The sequence below is a fragment of the Inquilinus sp. 2KB_23 genome (genome assembly GCF_052115705.1).
GTDB classification, from domain to species: Bacteria; Pseudomonadota; Alphaproteobacteria; order DSM-16000; family Inquilinaceae; genus Inquilinus; species Inquilinus ginsengisoli_A.
In genome coordinates this window covers 1-15,682 of sequence record NZ_JBFRHF010000052.1, presented here as the reverse complement: position 1 = coordinate 15,682, position 15,682 = coordinate 1, and the positions used below count along the sequence as shown (strand labels likewise).

Here is a 15,682-nt window from a genome sequence, read left to right as displayed (position 1 = left end):
GGCCGAGGATCTCGCCGCCGCCATCGCCGCCGCGCCGGCCCTGCCGCCGCCGGACCCGGCGCCGCGTGGGGTGTGGCGGGCCGAGATGCCGGCCGAGGGCTATCGCGACGGGGTGCGGCGCATCCGCGACTGGATCGCCGCCGGCGACATCTACCAGGCCAACCTGACCCAGCGCTTCCTGGCCGACCTGCCGGATGGGCTCGACCCCTTCACCCTGCACCGCCGGTTGCGGGCGCTGTCGCCGGCGCCCTTCGCCGCCTTCCTCGATTTCGGCGCCGGCCGCTGGATCGCCAGCGCCTCGCCGGAGCGGTTCCTGTCGGTCGATGCCGCGGGGCGGGTCGAGACCCGGCCGATCAAGGGCACCCGGCCACGCGGCGCCGATCCGGCAACGGATGTGGCCCTGGCGGCGGAGCTGCAGGCCAGCGAGAAGGACCGGGCCGAGAACCTGATGATCGTGGACCTGCTGCGCAACGACCTGTCCCGGGTCTGCGCCGTCGGCAGCGTCCGGGCGCCGGTGCTGTGCGGCCTCGAAAGCTTTCCGCGCGTCCATCACCTGGTGTCGGTGGTCGAGGGGCGCCTGGCGCCGGGGCGCGGGGCGATCGACCTGCTGCGCGCCTGCTTCCCCGGGGGATCGATCACCGGCGCGCCAAAGATCCGGGCGATGGAGATCATCCGTACGCTGGAACCGGCGCGGCGTGGCCCCTATTGCGGGTCGATCGTCCATCTCGGCTTCGACGGGTCGCTGGATTCCAGCATCGTGATCCGGACGCTGTGCGGCGCCGGCGGGCGGGTGGCGGCCCAGGCCGGCGGCGGCATCGTCTATGATTCCGACCCGGACGCCGAGTTTGACGAAGCGATGGTCAAGGTGCGGCCGCTGCTGCAGGCGCTGGCGGGAGTGGCCTGATGCCCTGGCTGAACGGGCGGATGCAGGCGGCCGAGGCGGCGCGGATCGACCCCGCCGACCGCGGCTTCACCCTGGGCGACGGGCTGTTCGAGACCATCCGGGTCCGGGACGGCGCCGCGGTCTGGCTGGATCGGCACCTCGCCCGCCTCGCCGCAGGCCGTGCCGTCCTGGGGATCCCGCCGCGCTCCGACGATGCGGCCCTGGCCGAGGCCTGCGCTGCGGTGATCGCCGAGGCGGGGATCGCGGCCGGGGCACTGCGCCTGACGGTCACCCGGGGCGTGGGTCCGCGTGGCGTCCTGCCGCCGGCCGCGCCGTCGCCGACCGTGCTGATCGCCGGCCATGCCGGCCCGGCGCCGCAGACGCCGGTGGCGCTCGTCCTGGCCCGCTCCACCTGCCGCAACGAGCGCTCGCCGCTGAGCCGGATCAAATCGCTGAACTATCTTGACGCGATCCTGGCCCGGCGCGAGGCGGCGGAGCAGGGCGCCGACGACGCGGTGATGACGAACACGGCCGGCCGGGTGGCGGAGACCACCATCGCCAATCTGTTCGCCCGGATCGACGGCGCCTGGGTCACGCCGGCGGTGGCCGAAGGCGCCCTGCCGGGGATCATGCGCGGCGAGGTCCTGGCCCGGCTGGGCGCGGCGGAACAGCCGCTGGGCCTGGACGATCTGGCGCGCGCGGATGCGGTGATCCTGACCAACGCCCTTTCTATCCGCGCGGCGGCGCGGCTGGGCAGCGAGGCCATGGCGGGGGGCGATGCCGTGGCCGCAAGGCTGCGCCAGGAATTGGGGCTGCCGGCATGACCGGGATCGTCTTCGCCGTCGACCCGGTGCTGGATCCGGCCGCTTTCGCGCGGCTCGTGCAGGCGGCCTGGGGCGGCCCGCCATCGTCGGACCTCGAGACGATCCATCAACGAAGCCTGGGCTGGATCGGTGCCTATGCCGGCGACCGGCTGGTGGGATACGTCAACATCGCCTGGGACGGCGGGCAGCATGCCTTCCTGCTGGACACGACCGTCGACCCGGCGCACCAGCGCCAGGGCATCGGCCGGGCTCTGGTGCGCCGGGCGGCCGAACTGGCGCAAGCGCGGGGCGCCCGCTGGTTGCATGTGGATTTCGAGCCGCACCTGGCCGGCTTCTACCGCGGCTGCGGCTTCCGCCCGACCGAAGCCGGGCTGATCGACCTGTCGGCCTGAGGGCCGCTACAGCCTCGGATGGTCGGCGAAGAAATGCCAGATCCGCGGGGTGGCGACGAAGCCCGGGGTCATGCTGCCGTCGGGCCAGGCGTGATAGCCGCCATCGACCACGTCGTAGCGGACCGCGGTGCCGTCGCGGCAGTCCGGATAGTCCTGCGCCTGGATGCCCGGCACCGATTCCAGCACCACGGGCTGCGCCTGGCAGCCGTTGAAGGCGGCCCAGAACGCCACCGATTCGCGCACCGGCGGGAACTTGGCCCGGGCGTAGCTCTCCCGCTCCGGCGTGCCGTCGATCGGAACCGCGTTGTCGTCGGTGCCGTGGATGTCGATCACCGAGACCGGTCGCGTCGGCGTGCAGGACGGGACCAGGATCGCGCCCGAGACCACGGCGACGGCGGCGAAGACATCGTCGGCCTCGCAGGCCAGGCGATAGGCCATCATGCCGCCGGCGGAAAAGCCTGCGGCGTAGATGCGTCGGTGGTCGATCGTGCGGTCGTGCTCGATCTTCGCCACCAGGGCGCGGACGAAGCCGATGTCGTCGGCATCCTGCCGCATCGCCGAACCGCAGCAGTCGCCGGCGTTCCAGCTGAACTGGTTGGCGGTCTCGGGGGTCGGCTTGGCGCGGCCGGTGCCGTTGGGATAGGCGACGACGAAGCCCTCCTCGTCGGCCTCGGCGCTGAAGCCGGTCAGGGCGACGGCGGCGGGGGCGTTGGCGCCGCCGCCATGCAGCACGATCACCAGCGGCAACGGCTCGCTACCCGCCGCGGCCGGGGGCAGGTGCAGGGTGTAGCTGCGGGGAACCCCGTCGACGGCCAGGGTCGCCTCGACATCGGTGCCGGCCGCGCGGCCCGAATTCGCCATCAGCAGGGTGGTGAGGACAGCGAGCCCGGAGAGGGCCAAAGCTGTCGAAGTCAGTCGTGCCATGCGTACCGTTTCGAAGAATATTGCCAGCAGAATAGCGCGTCCGGTGCGGCTGTCCGCCCGCGATGAAGGGTCGCGGGCAGGGCAGAGGGCTCGGTCATCGGCCCGCCACGCTGCGCCGCGCGCCGACGTCCCGCGCCAGCTGATCAATCAACCCGACGAGCTCGCGATGGGCCGGGGTGGCGGGATCGTGCAGGATGGCGATCGACTGCGCCTGGGTCAGGCGGCCCAGGCGCGCCAGGGTGCGGATGCGCTGCCGCCGCGTCTGCTTGAGATCGGACGAGCGGTGCCGAAACAGGATCCGCGCCAGCTCGCCATCCCCGAACAGGTCGTTCAGCTCGGCGGCCGTCGTGTAGATCAGGAACAGCACCAGGATCCAGGTCTGGATGAAGAGGAAGCGGTTCCAGGAAAAGTTCTCCAGCAGGTCGGCGCCGAAGCCACCGATCCTGCCCGTGTCCACGGCGTGGTGGATGAAAGCTTCGAGCAGCCGGGCGATGAAGACGAAGGCCCAGTAGACGAAGGTCTTGAACAGGATCGGCTGGACCAGCGGCGCGTTGTCGAAGCGGCGCAGGAACGGCATCCGGTCGGCCACCAGCACCGACTTGCCCACCACCAGCGCCGCCGTGGTCGCGACCAGGAAGTTGATCGACCGGGCGAGATGCTCGGCCAGCACCAGGTTCTGGGTGAACACGATCAGGTTGAAGCCGACCAGGAAGAACAGGGTCGGCGGCAGGACGTGGCGCAGCTCCTTGCCGAGATGGCGCAGGATGCGGTGCAGGCGACCGTCCGGCGCCGCCAAGGAGGTGCTGGCCATCGATGGTCTCCGACGATCTGGGGCGGTCCGGGACGGACGGATCCTGGGGCCGAACCCGGGCGCGGCAAAGCCCAAAACTGCCGCGCCCGGCCCGAACTGCCGCGCCTCAATGGTCAGGCGGCGAGGGCAGGGGGCTCCGCCGGCGACACCGCCTCGGCGCGCAGCCGGGCGATCGCGCCCGCCAGCGGCAGCGCCTCCTGCCGGCCGTCGCGGAAGCGCAGCGCCACGGTGTTGTCCCGCGCCTCCCGCGCGCCGATCGCGGCCAGCACCGGGACGCCGTCCCCATGTGCGTCGAGGATCTTGCGCGACAGCCGCTCCGGCCGCGCATCCAGGGCCACGCGCAGCCCCGCGGCCTCGAACGCCTCGGCGACATGACACGCCGGGGCGACCTCCGCCGCGCCGATCGAGGCGACCACCAGCTGCTCGGGCGCCAGCCACAGCGGCAGGCGGCCCTCATGATGCTCGAGCAGGATGCCGATGAACCGTTCCAGGCTGCCCAGCACCGCATGGTGCAGCATCACCGGCACGGCCCGGCCGTTCTGCTCGGTGACATAGGCGGCGTCCAGCCGTTCCGGCATCACGAAGTCGAGCTGGATCGTGCCGCATTGCCAGCGCCGGCCCAGGCGGTCGCGCAGGTGGAACTCAAGCTTCGGCCCGTAGAAGGCGCCTTCGCCGGGCAGGGTCTCGAAATCGAAGCCGGCCTGCCGCGCGGCCCCTGCCAGCGCCGCTTCGGCCCGGTCCCACACCGCATCCGACCCGGCGCGCTGGGCCGGACGCGTGGCGAGGGCCACGTCGAAGCCGTCGAAGCCGAAATCGGCGTAGATCTGCCGCAGCAGGCCGCAGAACCGCGCCACCTCGGCCTCGATCTGGTGGTCCAGGCAGAACACATGGGCGTCGTCCTGGACGAAGGCGCGGGCCCGCATCAGCCCCTGCAGCGCGCCCGACGGCTCGTTGCGGTGCACGGCGCCGAACTCGAAATAGCGGATCGGCAGCTCGCGATGCGACCGCAGGCGCTTGTTGAAGATCTGGATGTGGCCGGGGCAACTCATCGGCTTCAGCGCCATCAGCCGGCCCTCATCGGCCAAGGCGAACATCTGGGCGCCGAACTTCTCCCAATGGCCGCTGCGGTTCCACAGGCTGCGCGCCATCATCTGCGGCGTGCGCACCTCGCGATAGCCGGCCCGGGCCATGCGCCTTCGCATGTAGTCCTCCACCACCCGGTACAGCGCCCAGCCGCGCGGGTGCCAGAACACCATGCCCGGCCCGTCTTCCTGCTGGTGGAAGAGGTCGAGGCGGTTGCCCAGGCTGCGATGATCGATGTCGTCCATGAGATGTCTCCGTTGCGTGAGGACCGGCGCAGGGAGACCCAGAAAGACCAAGGGCCCCGTCCGTTGCCGGCGGGGCCCTTTGGTGGTCGGTGAGGCGCTATCCGATCAGCGCGCACGACCCCCGCACGACCCGCCAGTGGTGGCGGTAATCGTTTTGGTGGTCGCAGTGATCATCGGACGGTTCGCGTTCATGGCAGAATTAGAGGCATGGCCGATCGACAGCGTCAATCGCCATGAAACGCAGGCAAGCGATGCGGTGTTGATGTGGCAGGCCCTTGCGTCAAGCCGCGCCGGCGCCTATCTTGATTGTCTCAAATGAGATTATTAATCTCAGATGATTGATAGAGGAACGGTTTCGATGGCAGCGCAGGGAGCGCCGGCGGTGGCGCCGCGCGAGGCCGAGGGGCGGGTGGCCAGGGCGGGCCTGAGCGCCTTCTTCGCCATCGTCGAGGCCTGGGGGCTGAAGGACGAGGAGAAGCGCGTGCTGCTCGGCCGCCCATCGAAGGCGACCTTCTATCGCTGGAAGGCCGGCGCCACCGGGCACCCCTCGGCCGACACGCTGGAGCGGGTTTCCTACATCCTCGGCATCTACCGGGCGCTGCAGATCCTGTTCAAGGACGCCAAGCTGGCCGATGGCTGGGTGCGGCGGCCGAACACGGCCTCGCCCTTCGGCGGGCGCTCGGCGCTCGACCGCATGCTGTCCGGCAATGTCGCCGACCTGTTCGTGGTCCGCCGCTACCTCGACGCGGAGCGCGGCGGTTGGGCCTGACGCTGCCAGTCCATCGCGTCGAGTGGGAGCAGTGCTGGCGCGTCATCCCCAGCCGGTTTCCGCCGATCGACCTGTTCGAGCGTATCGCCCCGCCGGAGGATTGGGAGGCGCTGATCGAACTCGAATCCCGCACCAACGACCGGCTGCGCGATCAGGCCGGCCAGATCGCGCTGGTCCCGCCGGAGGAGCGGATGAGCGGCCCGGGCACCAGCTTCATCATGGCCGCCTTCACCCATCTGCATCCGGACGGCAGCCGCTTCACCGATGGCAGCTTCGGCGCCTATTACGGGGCCGCGGCGCTGGAGACGGCGGTGGCGGAGACCCGCTACCACCGCGGTCGCTTCTTCGCCGCGACGGCGACGCCGCCGACCAGCATCGACATGCGGGTGCTGATCAACCGCCTGTCGGGCGACCTGCACGACATCCGCGGCGCCGACCTGCCCGGGGTCTATGATCCGGTGGACTATTCGGCCGGCCAGGCGCTGGGGCGGCGGCTGCGCGGCGAGGGCTCCCACGGCATCGCCTATGACAGCGTCCGCCATGTCAGTGGGCAGTGCGCCGCGGTGTTCCGGCCGCGCGGCGTGCTGACACCGGTGATCCAGGAGCGGCACCTGTCCTACCACTGGGACGGGACGAAGATCGCATCCGTGCACGAGATCCGCGATATCGGGGCCTGACTGGGCGTCGGTGTGACGAACGGAACAGGCCTGGGCTTTCGGTTGTGCTAGACGGAAGTTGCCCATCGGCTCTCGCATGGCGGCTTTCCGTCCGGCGGGGCTGGGAATGTGCCGGTGGCCGACCGATATTGTGGCCAGACTTCACGAGGCTCGGTCGCGATACGGCCGGCGGGGTACCCGATGCAGACACCGGTCGAGATCCGCAACACCGTCACCATCCCGATCCTGGACGGTGCGGGCAGCGGCATCTTCCACACCTTCACCAGCTTCGAGGATGGTGGTGAGCATTTCGCCATCGCGCTCGGACCGCAGGGCCATGACGTGCCGCTGGTGCGGGTGCATTCGGAATGCCTGACCGGCGACGTGTTCGGCTCGCAGCGCTGCGATTGCGGCCCGCAGCTGATCGACGCCCTGCACCGCATCGGCCGCGAGGGCGGCTTCGTCCTCTACCTCCGGCAGGAGGGCAGGGGCATCGGCCTCTACGCCAAGCTCGACGCCTATGTGCTGCAGGACCAGGGGCTCGACACCTTCGAAGCGAATGAGCGGCTGAACTTCCCGCACGACATGCGCGACTTCACGCCGGCGGCGCAGATGCTGCTGGCCCTCGGGGTCAAGCGGATCAGGCTGTTGACCAACAATCCTGACAAGGCGAAGCAGCTCGAAGCCGCCGGCATCGAGATCGTCGAGATCGTGCCGACCGGTGTGTTCGTCACCGCGCACAACATCCAGTACCTCGAAGCCAAGGTCAGGAAGCACGCGCACCAGATTGATCTGCCGGAGCTTTCCGCCCAGATCGAGCGGCTGCCCAAGGCGGTCGGCGCGGGCGGCGTGGCGGCGCTGCGGCGCCTGGGCAAGCCTTGACGCTGGCGGCCGGGTTCTCGCTGCGGCCGGGCTTCGGCTTCGGCGGGGTCCTGCGCGACACCCTGCCCGAGGTGCTGCAGGACGCCGTCCCGGCACCCCCGATCCGGGGTGAAGACGAAGGCTGGATGCTGGAGACGCTGCGGATGGCGATGACCCATCACGGGTTGTCGGATCCGAATCCGGTGGTCGGCTGCGTGGTGGTGCGCGACGGCCGGGTGGTGTCGCGCGGCGCCACCGAGCGGATCGGCGAGCGCCACGCCGAGCGCGTCGCCATCGAGGCGGCGGCCGACCGGTCGGTGTTCCAGGGCGCCACCGCCTATGTGACCCTCGAACCCTGCAGCCATCATGGCCGCCAGCCGCCCTGCGCCGACCTGCTAGCTTCGGTCGGGCTGGCCCGCTGCGTCGTGGCGCTGCGCGACCCCAACCCGCTGGTCGACGGCGCCGGCCTGGCCCGGCTGCAGGCGGCGGGCATCGCCGTCAGCGTCGGCGCCCTGGCGCCGGAGGCGGCGGCCTGGCATGCGCCCTTCCTGCTGGGGCAGCGGCTGGGCCGGCCGCTGGTGGCGGCGAAATGGGCGCAGACCCTGGACGGCCAGCTGGCCTATGACGACGGCGCCGAACGCTGGCTGACCGGCAAGGCGGCGCGGGCCCACACCCATTGGCTGCGCCAGAAATACGACGCCATCCTGGTCGGCGCCGGCACCGTGCTGGCCGACGACCCGGCCCTGACCGTGCGCGACGCGGCGGGCGACCGCCACCGACAGCCCCTGCGCCTGGTCTACGACCCCAACGGCCGGGCGCTGGCGGCGCTGCCGCAGCGGCTGGACCGCTGGAAGGCCGGGCTGCTCTCCGCCGATGCGCTGACCGTGTTCCTGCTCGGCGCCACAGCCGCCCGCCAGGCCGCACCGCTGGCGGCGCTGCTGCCGCCAGCGGCCGCCATGCTGGCGCTGCCGGAAGGCGAGCCGGTCGAGGCCCTGTTCGAGGTCCTGGCCGGGCCGGCCATGGTGGCACGGCTGGGCCGGCCGGTCGCCTCGGTCATGGTCGAGGGCGGGCCACGCCTGCTGGGCCTGCTGCTCGAGGCCGGCCGGGTCGACCTCGCCCATGTCTTCATCGCGCCGGTGATCGGCGGCGGCGAACGCAACCGCATCGCCTTCGCCGGCAGCGTCACCACCACCCGGGGCTGGCGCCCGATCGCGACCGCGGCGCTGGGTCCCGACCTCCTGGCCGAATACGTTCCGGCCGCGACAGCCACTCACTTGGCGCGGCTTGTCGGCCCTCATCCGGCGGGCTCCCCACTTCGGCATGGATAAACCGCCGCGCGCATTGTACCGTGCGCGCCCTGCGGTCCAGGCACGCCGGGCCTAGCCACGTCCACGCGTGGCGCTCCGGCCGGCCCAGCCCGAACCGAGTGATTTTTGAGAGCTTGCCGTCGATGATGTATTTCGCCCCGTGGAAGAAGGTCACCATCTGGGTGGTGTGCCTCCTCGGCGTGATCCTGAGCCTGCCGAACATCCTGCCGCGCAGCACGCTCGACGCGCTGCCGTCCTGGATTCCGACGCGCCAGATCAATCTCGGTCTCGACCTGCGGGGCGGGTCCTACCTGCTGCTCGAAGTGGATATGAAGGCGGTGGTCGACGGCCGTCTGAACAACATCCAGGATTCGATCCGGGGCCTGCTGCGGCGTGAGAACATCGCCTACACCGATCTGGCGGTGAAGGACCGGTCGGTGGGCTTCACCCTGACCGATCCCAGCCAGGCCGACCGGGTGCGCACGCTCCTGGCCGAGAACATGCAGAGCGGCAATGTCGATCCCCTGGCCAGCGGCCAGCGCGACATCGACATCAGCGTCGGCAGCGACGGCAAGGCTGCCCTGACCCTGACCGAGGTGGGCCTGCGCGACCGCGAGACCCGGGCGGTCGAGCAGTCGATCGAGATCGTCCGCCGCCGCGTCGACGAGAGCGGCACCAAGGAGCCGCTGATCTCGCGCCAGGGCACCAGCCGCATCCTGCTGCAGCTGCCGGGCGAACAGAATCCCGACCGCATCCGCCGCCTGCTGGGCCAGACGGCGAAGATGACCTTCCACCTGGTCAGCCAGGATTACCAGCCCGGCCAGCCCGGCCCGGTGCCGCCCGACACCGAGGTGCTGCCGCTCGAGGACAGCCGCAGCGCGCAGCCGCAGTCCATCGCGGTCAAGAAGCGGATCGAGGTCGACGGTGCCAACCTGATCGACGCCCGCGCCGGCACCAATTCGCAGAACGGCCAGTGGGTGGTGAACTTCGAATTCGACAGCGCCGGGGCGCGCCGCTTCGGCCAGGTCACCCAGGCCAACACCGGCCGGCCCTTCGCCATCGTCCTCGACGACAAGGTGATCAGCGCGCCGCGGATCAACGAGCCGATCCTGGGCGGCCGCGGCCAGATCAGCGGCAACTTCACGGCCCAGAGCGCCAACGACCTGGCCGTGCTGCTGCGCGCCGGCGCGCTGCCGGCGCCGCTGACCATCATCGAGGAGCGCACGGTCGGGCCGGATCTCGGCGCCGACGCGATCCAGGCCGGCATCATCGCCGTCGGGGTCGGCTTCCTCCTGGTCATCACCTATATGACCGCGGCGTATGGGCTGTTCGGCATATTCGCCAATATCGCCCTGATCATGAACCTGGTGATCACACTGGCGGTCCTGTCGCTGCTGGAGGCGACGCTGACGCTGCCCGGCATCGCCGGCCTGCTGCTGACGCTCGGCCTGTCGGTCGACGCCAACATCCTGATCAACGAACGCCTGCATGAAGAAACCAAACGTGGCCGGTCGCCCTTCTCGGCGATGGATGCGGGCTTCAGCCGTGCCTTCGGCACGATCTTCGACGCCAACGTGACCTCGCTGATCAAGATGGGGATCCTGTACTCGCTGAGTTCGGGTCCGGTGCGCGGCTTCGCCGTCACCACAGCGATCGGCATCCTGACCTCGATGTTCACCGCGATCGTGCTGGTGCGTTTCATGATGGTCGGCTGGATCCGCCGCAAGCGGCCCACCGTCCTGCCCGTGCTGAGGAAAGCGTAATGTTTTGGCTCCGTCTCGTCCCGGACGACACCAAGATCCAGTTCATGCGGGGCCGGATTATCGGTCTCGCCACCTCGGCCTTCCTCAGCACCGCATCGGTCATCCTGTTCTTCTATCCGGGGCTGAACTACGGCGTTGATTTCAAGGGCGGCATCACCTTCCAGATCAACACGCCGCAGCCGGCGGATTTCACCACGTTGCGGTCGGACATCGACAGCCTCGGCTTCGGCCAGGTGCAGCTCCAGCAGTTCGGGTCGCCCCGCGACGTGCTGGTGCGGATGGAGGCGCAGCCGACCGACGCGCAGCAGCAGCAGGCCTACCAGACGATCAAGCAGACGCTGGTCGACAAGGTGCCGGGCGTCACCGTCGGCGCGAGCGATTCCGTGGGCGGCACGGTGTCGGGCGAATTGTTCCAGAACGGCATGATGGCGCTGGGCCTCGCGCTCGTCGCTATGCTGTTCTACATCTGGTTCCGCTTCGAATGGCAGTTCGGCGTCGGCGCCGTCGTCACGATGATTCTCGACGTCACCAAGATGGTCGGCGTCTATGCCGTCACCGGCTTCGAGTTCAACCTGACCTCGATCGCGGCGCTCCTGACCGTCCTCGGCTACTCCGTCAACGACAAGGTCGTGGTTTATGACCGGGTGCGTGAGAACCTGCGGCTGTTCAAGTCGATGCCGCTGCGCCAGCTGATCGACCTGTCGATCAACCAGACGCTGAACCGCACCATCGGCACCTCGCTGGCCACCTTCCTGGCCTGCCTGCCGCTGGCGATCTGGAGCGGCGAGACCCTGCAGCAATTCGCCTTCGTGATCCTGATCGGCGTCGTCGTCGCGACGACCTCGTCGATCTTCATCGCGGCGCCGATCCTGCTGTTCCTCGGCGAGGACAAGCTGTTCCGCAAGAAGGCGCCGCCGCCGGCCAAGGGCGACGGGGCCGCCGCCGGCAAGGGGGCCTGATCCGGGCATGGCGGCGGCGCGGCCGATCCTGATCGGCAGCGAGGTCTATCGGCATTCCAGCTACGGGCCGAAGCATCCGCTCGCCATCCCGCGCGTCTCCACCGCGATCGACCTGATCCGGGCGCAGGGCTGGCTGCAGCCCGGACAGTATCGCGAAGGCCCCATGGCAGACGCCGCGGCGCTGGCCCGGTTCCACGATCCGGACTATGTCGCGGCGGTGCAGGACGCCGAGCGGGACCAGGACCTCGATCCGGCCCGCCGGCAGCGGCACAATCTCGGCGGGGTCGAGAACCCGATCTTCGGCGAGGTGTTCCGCCGGCCGGCGACGGCCTGCGGCTCCTCCCTGCTCGGCGCCGGCCTGCTGGCCGAAGCGGCCGGGGGCGCCGTGGTCTACAGCCCGGCCGGCGGGCTGCATCACGGCCGACCCGACCGGGCCTCGGGCTTCTGCTACTTCAACGATCCGGCGCTGGCGATCCTGGCGCTGCTCGACCGCGGCATCGACCGGATCGCCTATCTCGACGTCGACGCCCATCACGGCGACGGGGTGCAGGACGCCTTTGCCGGCGATGCCCGTGTCCTCACCGTGTCCGTGCATGAGGCGAAGCGCTGGCCCTTCACCGGCGCGGTCGACGATCGCGGCGGCGGCAACGCCCGCAACCTGGCCGTGCCGCGTGAGCTGAACGACGACGAGATGGCGGCGATCCGCGACGACGCGCTGCTGCCGCTGGTCGACCGCTTCCGGCCCCAGGTCGTGCTGCTGCAATGCGGTGCAGACGCGTTGCATGACGATCCGCTGAGCCGCCTGTCGCTGTCGAACCACGCCCTGTGGGATGTGGTGGGCGCCGTGCGCCGGGTGGCGCCCCGGCTGTTGGTGCTGGGCGGGGGCGGCTACAATCCCTGGACGGTGGGCCGCTGCTGGGCCGGGGTCTGGGCGATGCTGGCCGGGCTGGACCCGACCGCGCCGCTGACCGACGCGGCGCGCAAGGTGCTGTCCGGCCTGTCCTGGTCGCGCCGCCGGGGCCTGCCGCCGGAGCCCCATTGGTTCGACCGGATGGACGACCCGCCGCGGCCCGGCCCGGTGCGGCCGGAGATCCGTGAGATGATCCGCGCCGTCACGGCGCCATGACCGGGCGGCGCTCGCGCCGCCTAGACCGGACGGCGCTCGCGCCGCCTTGACCGGACGGCGCTCGCGCCGCCTTGAGACAACGGGATGATGATGAAGAAGACGCTCTTCGCCGCCCTCGCCCTCCTGCTCTTCGCCGTCGGCGCCGCCCGGGCGCAGGGCGAGGCTGCGCCCTCGGTCCGGCCGACCGATGCCGACCTGACCATCGAGACCGCGGCCGGCAAGCAGTTCCACTTCACGGTCGAACTGGCGCTGACGCCCGAGGCGCAGCAGCGTGGCCTGATGTTCCGCAAGGCCATGGCGCCGGATGCGGGCATGCTGTTCGTGTTCGATCAGGCCGAGCCCCAGGCTTTCTGGATGAAGAACACGCTGATCCCGCTGGACATGATCTTCATCCGGACCGACGGCACCATCGCCAACATCGTCGAGGGCGCCGAGCCCCAGACCCTGACCCCGCGCACCTCCGAGGGGCCGGCCAAGGCGGTGCTGGAGCTGAATGGCGGCATCACGCGGTTCCTCAGCATCAAGCCGGGCGACCGCGTCATCCATCCGCTGATCACCACCACCGCACCCAAAAACTAGTGGTCAGCGCGGACGCGAGGCGTCGTTCTCCACCGGCGGCGGGGCCCAGCCGCGCCCGGCCGCGACCATGCAGGACTGCCCGTCCGGCCCGGTGTAGAGCAGGGTCCAGCTGCGCCCCTTGGGACCCGTGAACAGCTCCATCCGGCCGCCGCTGTTGGCGGTGCCGGCGCCGGCCGGCGCCTCCTGGAAGGACCGCGCGAGATAGTCGACCACCACGTCATGCGGGCCGCAGGAAGCCGGCGCCGCCAGGGCGGAACCCGTGGCGAACAGGGAGGTAAACAGGACGCCGGAAAGCGCGATCGTCGCCGCGCGGACCATGGGTGCCTCGGAAGCCGTGACGGAGTGTGCGGCCAAGCGGCCCCGGACACGATATAATCGGCCGGCCGCGCCCTGACCAGCCGGGATGGCGGCGGATGCGCGCCGGAATTGCCCGGTCGGGCCGTGAAGGGGCGAGATCAACACGGACCGTATGGGAATGCCGGACACCAGGACCGAGATCGAGCCGAAGCTGAGAGAGACGGCGCCTCCGCCTGTTCCGAAGCCCATCGCAGCCGTGCGCCCGCAGCGCCCCCGCCGGCGCCGGACACTCATGCTCCTGGCCCTGGTCGTCCTCGTGCTGGCCGTGGCCGGCGCCTGGTATCGCTGGGGCCGCCCCGCCGCCACCGACCAGCAGTATCTCACTGCGACGGCGGAGCGCGGCGACATCGAGGACGCGACCACGGCGCTGGGCACGCTGCAGCCCCTCAGCTACGTCGATGTCGGCACCCAGGTCTCCGGCCAGCTGAAGACCCTGCATGTCGCGATCGGCGACCGGGTCAAGGCCGGCGACCTGCTGGCCGAGATCGATCCCACCGTCTACCAGTCGCGGGTCGAGGCCGACCGGGCGCAGCTGGCCAATCTCGAGGCGCAGCAGGCGGAGAAGCAGGCCCAGCTGCTGCTCGCCGGGCAGCAGGCGGAACGGCAGCGCAACCTGAAGGCGGCGCGCGCCACCAGCGACGACGCCCTGCAGGTGGCCGAGGCGACGCTGGCCTCCGCCAAGGCCCAGCTCGACGCCATCGGCGCCCAGATCCGGCAGACCCAGTCGACCCTCCGGGGCGACGAGGCCAATCTCGGCTACACCAAGATCTACGCCCCGATCGACGGCACGGTGGTGTCGCAGTCGGCACGGCAGGGCCAGACCCTGAACGCCAACCAGTCGGCCCCGATCATCGTCCAGATCGCCGACCTGTCGACCATGACCATCAAGGCCCAGGTCTCCGAGGCCGATGTCAGCCGGTTGCGCCTGGGCATGACCGCCTATTTCACCACGCTCGGCACGCCGCAGAAGCGCTGGTACGGCGCGCTGCGGCAGATCCTGCCGACGCCCGAGGTGGTCAACAACGTCGTGCTCTACGACTCGCTGTTCGACGTGCCGAACGAGGGCGGGGTGCTGATGACGCAGATGACGGCGCAGGTTTTCTTCGTCTCGGCCGCAGCCCAGGACACGCTGCTGGTGCCGGTCGGCGCCCTGTCGGCGGTGGCCGCCGGGACATCGTCTGCGGCCCCCGGCCGGGCGACCGTCCGGGTGCTGCGGCCCAGCGGCGCGATCGACACCCGCACCGTGGCCGTCGGCGTCACCAACCGCGTCCAGGCGGAGATCCTGAGCGGGCTGGAGCCGGGCGAGCAGGTGATCACCGGCGCCACCACCGCCGGATCGTCCTCGGGGACAGCGCGGCCGGGCCGGAGCCCGCGGCTGTAATGGACATCCACGAGCACGGGATACCGGCGATGCCCGGCCAGGCCGGGCCGCAGCCGCTGATCGCCCTGCGCGACGTGACCAAGACCTATGTCAACGGCGACCTGGCGGTGGAGGTGCTGCACGGCATCTCGCTCGACATCCATGCCGGCGAATTCGTCGCCATCATGGGCGCGTCGGGGTCCGGTAAATCGACCCTGATGAACATCCTCGGCTGCCTTGACCGGCCGACCACGGGCGAATACCGCGTCGACGGCATCGATGCGGCGACGCTGGGGGGCGATTCCTTGGCGCATCTGCGGCGCGAGACCTTCGGCTTCATCTTCCAGAGCTACAACCTGATCCCCTCGGCCACCGCCGCCGAGAATGTCGAGGTGCCGGCGATCTATGCCGGCCTGTCCGCCGCCGCGCGGCGGGAACGGGCGGCACAGCTCTTGTCGTCGCTCGGCCTCGCCGACCGCATGGACCACCGGCCGAACCAGCTGTCTGGCGGTCAGCAGCAGCGCGTCTCGATCGCCCGGGCGCTGATGAACGGCGGCCGGGTGATCCTGGCCGACGAGCCGACCGGCGCCCTGGACAGCCGCAGCGGCGCCGAGGTCATGGCGCTGCTGCGGCGCATGAGCGACGCCGGCCAGACCGTGATCCTGATCACCCATGACCGGGTGGTGGCCGACCATGCGCATCGCCTGATCGAGATCCGCGACGGGCATATCGTCGGCGACAGCGGCGCGCGCCGGCCCGCGGCCGCCCCGGCCGGGGTGGCGG

18 protein-coding genes are annotated in these 15,682 nt (G+C 70.6%); 14 read left to right on the top strand and 4 right to left on the bottom strand.

Annotation, left to right across the window (positions count from 1 at the left end):
- The 3 genes from pabB to AB4112_RS35415 form a co-directional block, all read left to right on the top strand.
- Nucleotides 1–904: aminodeoxychorismate synthase component I (gene pabB / locus AB4112_RS35425; protein WP_441727112.1), on the top strand; the 904-nt coding region annotated here is incomplete at its 5' end.
- Complete coding sequence (locus tag AB4112_RS35420) at nt 904–1,707, top strand: aminotransferase class IV (protein WP_441727110.1); 804 nt, start codon at nt 904–906, stop codon at nt 1,705–1,707. The genes pabB and AB4112_RS35420, both read left to right, overlap by 1 nt.
- On the top strand, nt 1,704–2,099 hold the full coding sequence (locus tag AB4112_RS35415) for a GNAT family N-acetyltransferase (protein WP_441727108.1): 396 nt from the start codon (nt 1,704–1,706) through the stop codon (nt 2,097–2,099). Before AB4112_RS35420 ends, AB4112_RS35415 begins: the two co-directional genes overlap by 4 nt.
- Nucleotides 2,100–2,105: 6 nt before the next feature.
- Here the strand turns inward: AB4112_RS35415 and AB4112_RS35410 are convergent, their stop codons facing one another.
- The 3 genes from AB4112_RS35410 to thrS form a co-directional block, all read right to left on the bottom strand.
- Nucleotides 2,106–3,023, bottom strand: coding sequence for an extracellular catalytic domain type 1 short-chain-length polyhydroxyalkanoate depolymerase (locus AB4112_RS35410; protein WP_441727106.1), 918 nt, complete (start codon nt 3,021–3,023; stop codon nt 2,106–2,108).
- Between the two features lie 94 nt (nt 3,024–3,117).
- Nucleotides 3,118–3,834 carry a hypothetical protein gene (locus AB4112_RS35405; RefSeq protein WP_441727104.1) on the bottom strand — a complete coding sequence of 239 codons (717 nt, stop codon included), beginning with the start codon at nt 3,832–3,834 and terminating at the stop codon, nt 3,118–3,120.
- 113 nt (nt 3,835–3,947) lie between these two features.
- Nucleotides 3,948–5,162 carry a threonine--tRNA ligase gene (gene thrS / locus AB4112_RS35400; protein ID WP_309794563.1) on the bottom strand — a complete coding sequence of 405 codons (1,215 nt, stop codon included), beginning with the start codon at nt 5,160–5,162 and terminating at the stop codon, nt 3,948–3,950.
- 136 nt (nt 5,163–5,298) lie between these two features.
- Here thrS and AB4112_RS35395 point away from each other — a divergent pair, with 136 nt between their 5' ends.
- The 9 genes from AB4112_RS35395 to AB4112_RS35355 all read left to right on the top strand — a co-directional run bounded on the left by AB4112_RS35395 (nt 5,299) and on the right by AB4112_RS35355 (nt 13,182).
- Nucleotides 5,299–5,481, top strand: coding sequence for a hypothetical protein (locus tag AB4112_RS35395; protein ID WP_441727102.1), 183 nt, complete (start codon nt 5,299–5,301; stop codon nt 5,479–5,481).
- A gap of 39 nt (nt 5,482–5,520) precedes the next feature.
- Nucleotides 5,521–5,931, top strand: a complete 411-nt coding sequence (locus AB4112_RS35390; RefSeq protein ID WP_441727100.1) for an MbcA/ParS/Xre antitoxin family protein — start codon at nt 5,521–5,523, stop codon at nt 5,929–5,931.
- Nucleotides 5,922–6,608 (top strand): RES family NAD+ phosphorylase, encoded by a 687-nt coding sequence (locus AB4112_RS35385; RefSeq protein ID WP_441727098.1) that lies wholly within the window; start codon nt 5,922–5,924, stop codon nt 6,606–6,608. Before AB4112_RS35390 ends, AB4112_RS35385 begins: the two co-directional genes overlap by 10 nt.
- Nucleotides 6,609–6,788: 180 nt before the next feature.
- Nucleotides 6,789–7,469 (top strand): GTP cyclohydrolase II, encoded by a 681-nt coding sequence (locus AB4112_RS35380; RefSeq protein WP_441727096.1) that lies wholly within the window; start codon nt 6,789–6,791, stop codon nt 7,467–7,469.
- Nucleotides 7,466–8,776, top strand: coding sequence for a bifunctional diaminohydroxyphosphoribosylaminopyrimidine deaminase/5-amino-6-(5-phosphoribosylamino)uracil reductase RibD (gene ribD, locus AB4112_RS35375; RefSeq protein ID WP_441727094.1), 1,311 nt, complete (start codon nt 7,466–7,468; stop codon nt 8,774–8,776). The genes AB4112_RS35380 and ribD overlap by 4 nt, the downstream gene beginning before the upstream one ends.
- Nucleotides 8,777–8,898: 122 nt before the next feature.
- Complete coding sequence (gene secD, locus AB4112_RS35370) at nt 8,899–10,518, top strand: protein translocase subunit SecD (RefSeq protein WP_309794555.1); 1,620 nt, start codon at nt 8,899–8,901, stop codon at nt 10,516–10,518.
- Complete coding sequence (gene secF, locus AB4112_RS35365) at nt 10,518–11,477, top strand: protein translocase subunit SecF (protein ID WP_309794554.1); 960 nt, start codon at nt 10,518–10,520, stop codon at nt 11,475–11,477. Before secD ends, secF begins: the two co-directional genes overlap by 1 nt.
- Before the next feature lie 7 nt (nt 11,478–11,484).
- The gene (locus AB4112_RS35360) at nt 11,485–12,603 is read left to right on the top strand and encodes an acetoin utilization protein AcuC (RefSeq protein WP_441727091.1); all 1,119 of its coding nucleotides are present in this window, start codon (nt 11,485–11,487) and stop codon (nt 12,601–12,603) included.
- 84 nt (nt 12,604–12,687) lie between these two features.
- Nucleotides 12,688–13,182 (top strand): DUF192 domain-containing protein, encoded by a 495-nt coding sequence (locus AB4112_RS35355; protein ID WP_441727089.1) that lies wholly within the window; start codon nt 12,688–12,690, stop codon nt 13,180–13,182.
- Between the two features lie 3 nt (nt 13,183–13,185).
- On the opposite strand, the gene AB4112_RS35350 is transcribed toward AB4112_RS35355, so the two are convergent.
- Nucleotides 13,186–13,500 carry a hypothetical protein gene (locus tag AB4112_RS35350; RefSeq protein WP_309794551.1) on the bottom strand — a complete coding sequence of 105 codons (315 nt, stop codon included), beginning with the start codon at nt 13,498–13,500 and terminating at the stop codon, nt 13,186–13,188.
- Nucleotides 13,501–13,771: 271 nt separating this feature from the next.
- On the opposite strand from AB4112_RS35350, the gene AB4112_RS35345 reads away from it, so the two are divergent.
- Nucleotides 13,772–14,920 carry an efflux RND transporter periplasmic adaptor subunit gene (locus AB4112_RS35345; RefSeq protein ID WP_441727087.1) on the top strand — a complete coding sequence of 383 codons (1,149 nt, stop codon included), beginning with the start codon at nt 13,772–13,774 and terminating at the stop codon, nt 14,918–14,920.
- A 29-nt stretch (nt 14,921–14,949) separates the two neighbouring features.
- Nucleotides 14,950–15,682, top strand: a 733-nt coding sequence (locus tag AB4112_RS35340) for an ABC transporter ATP-binding protein (RefSeq protein WP_441727085.1), incomplete at its 3' end; no start/stop codon positions are given.

Coding starts and splice junctions, on each gene's coding strand:
- AB4112_RS35420 (WP_441727110.1), top strand. CDS start 904: ATGCCCTGGCTGAACGGGCGGATGCAGGCGGCCGAGGCGGCGCGGATC.
- AB4112_RS35415 (WP_441727108.1), top strand. CDS start 1,704: ATGACCGGGATCGTCTTCGCCGTCGACCCGGTGCTGGATCCGGCCGCT.
- AB4112_RS35410 (WP_441727106.1), bottom strand. CDS start 3,023: ATGGCACGACTGACTTCGACAGCTTTGGCCCTCTCCGGGCTCGCTGTC.
- AB4112_RS35405 (WP_441727104.1), bottom strand. CDS start 3,834: ATGGCCAGCACCTCCTTGGCGGCGCCGGACGGTCGCCTGCACCGCATC.
- thrS (WP_309794563.1), bottom strand. CDS start 5,162: ATGGACGACATCGATCATCGCAGCCTGGGCAACCGCCTCGACCTCTTC.
- AB4112_RS35390 (WP_441727100.1), top strand. CDS start 5,521: ATGGCAGCGCAGGGAGCGCCGGCGGTGGCGCCGCGCGAGGCCGAGGGG.
- AB4112_RS35380 (WP_441727096.1), top strand. CDS start 6,789: ATGCAGACACCGGTCGAGATCCGCAACACCGTCACCATCCCGATCCTG.
- secD (WP_309794555.1), top strand. CDS start 8,899: ATGATGTATTTCGCCCCGTGGAAGAAGGTCACCATCTGGGTGGTGTGC.
- secF (WP_309794554.1), top strand. CDS start 10,518: ATGTTTTGGCTCCGTCTCGTCCCGGACGACACCAAGATCCAGTTCATG.
- AB4112_RS35360 (WP_441727091.1), top strand. CDS start 11,485: ATGGCGGCGGCGCGGCCGATCCTGATCGGCAGCGAGGTCTATCGGCAT.
- AB4112_RS35355 (WP_441727089.1), top strand. CDS start 12,688: ATGATGATGAAGAAGACGCTCTTCGCCGCCCTCGCCCTCCTGCTCTTC.
- AB4112_RS35350 (WP_309794551.1), bottom strand. CDS start 13,500: ATGGTCCGCGCGGCGACGATCGCGCTTTCCGGCGTCCTGTTTACCTCC.
- AB4112_RS35345 (WP_441727087.1), top strand. CDS start 13,772: ATGCTCCTGGCCCTGGTCGTCCTCGTGCTGGCCGTGGCCGGCGCCTGG.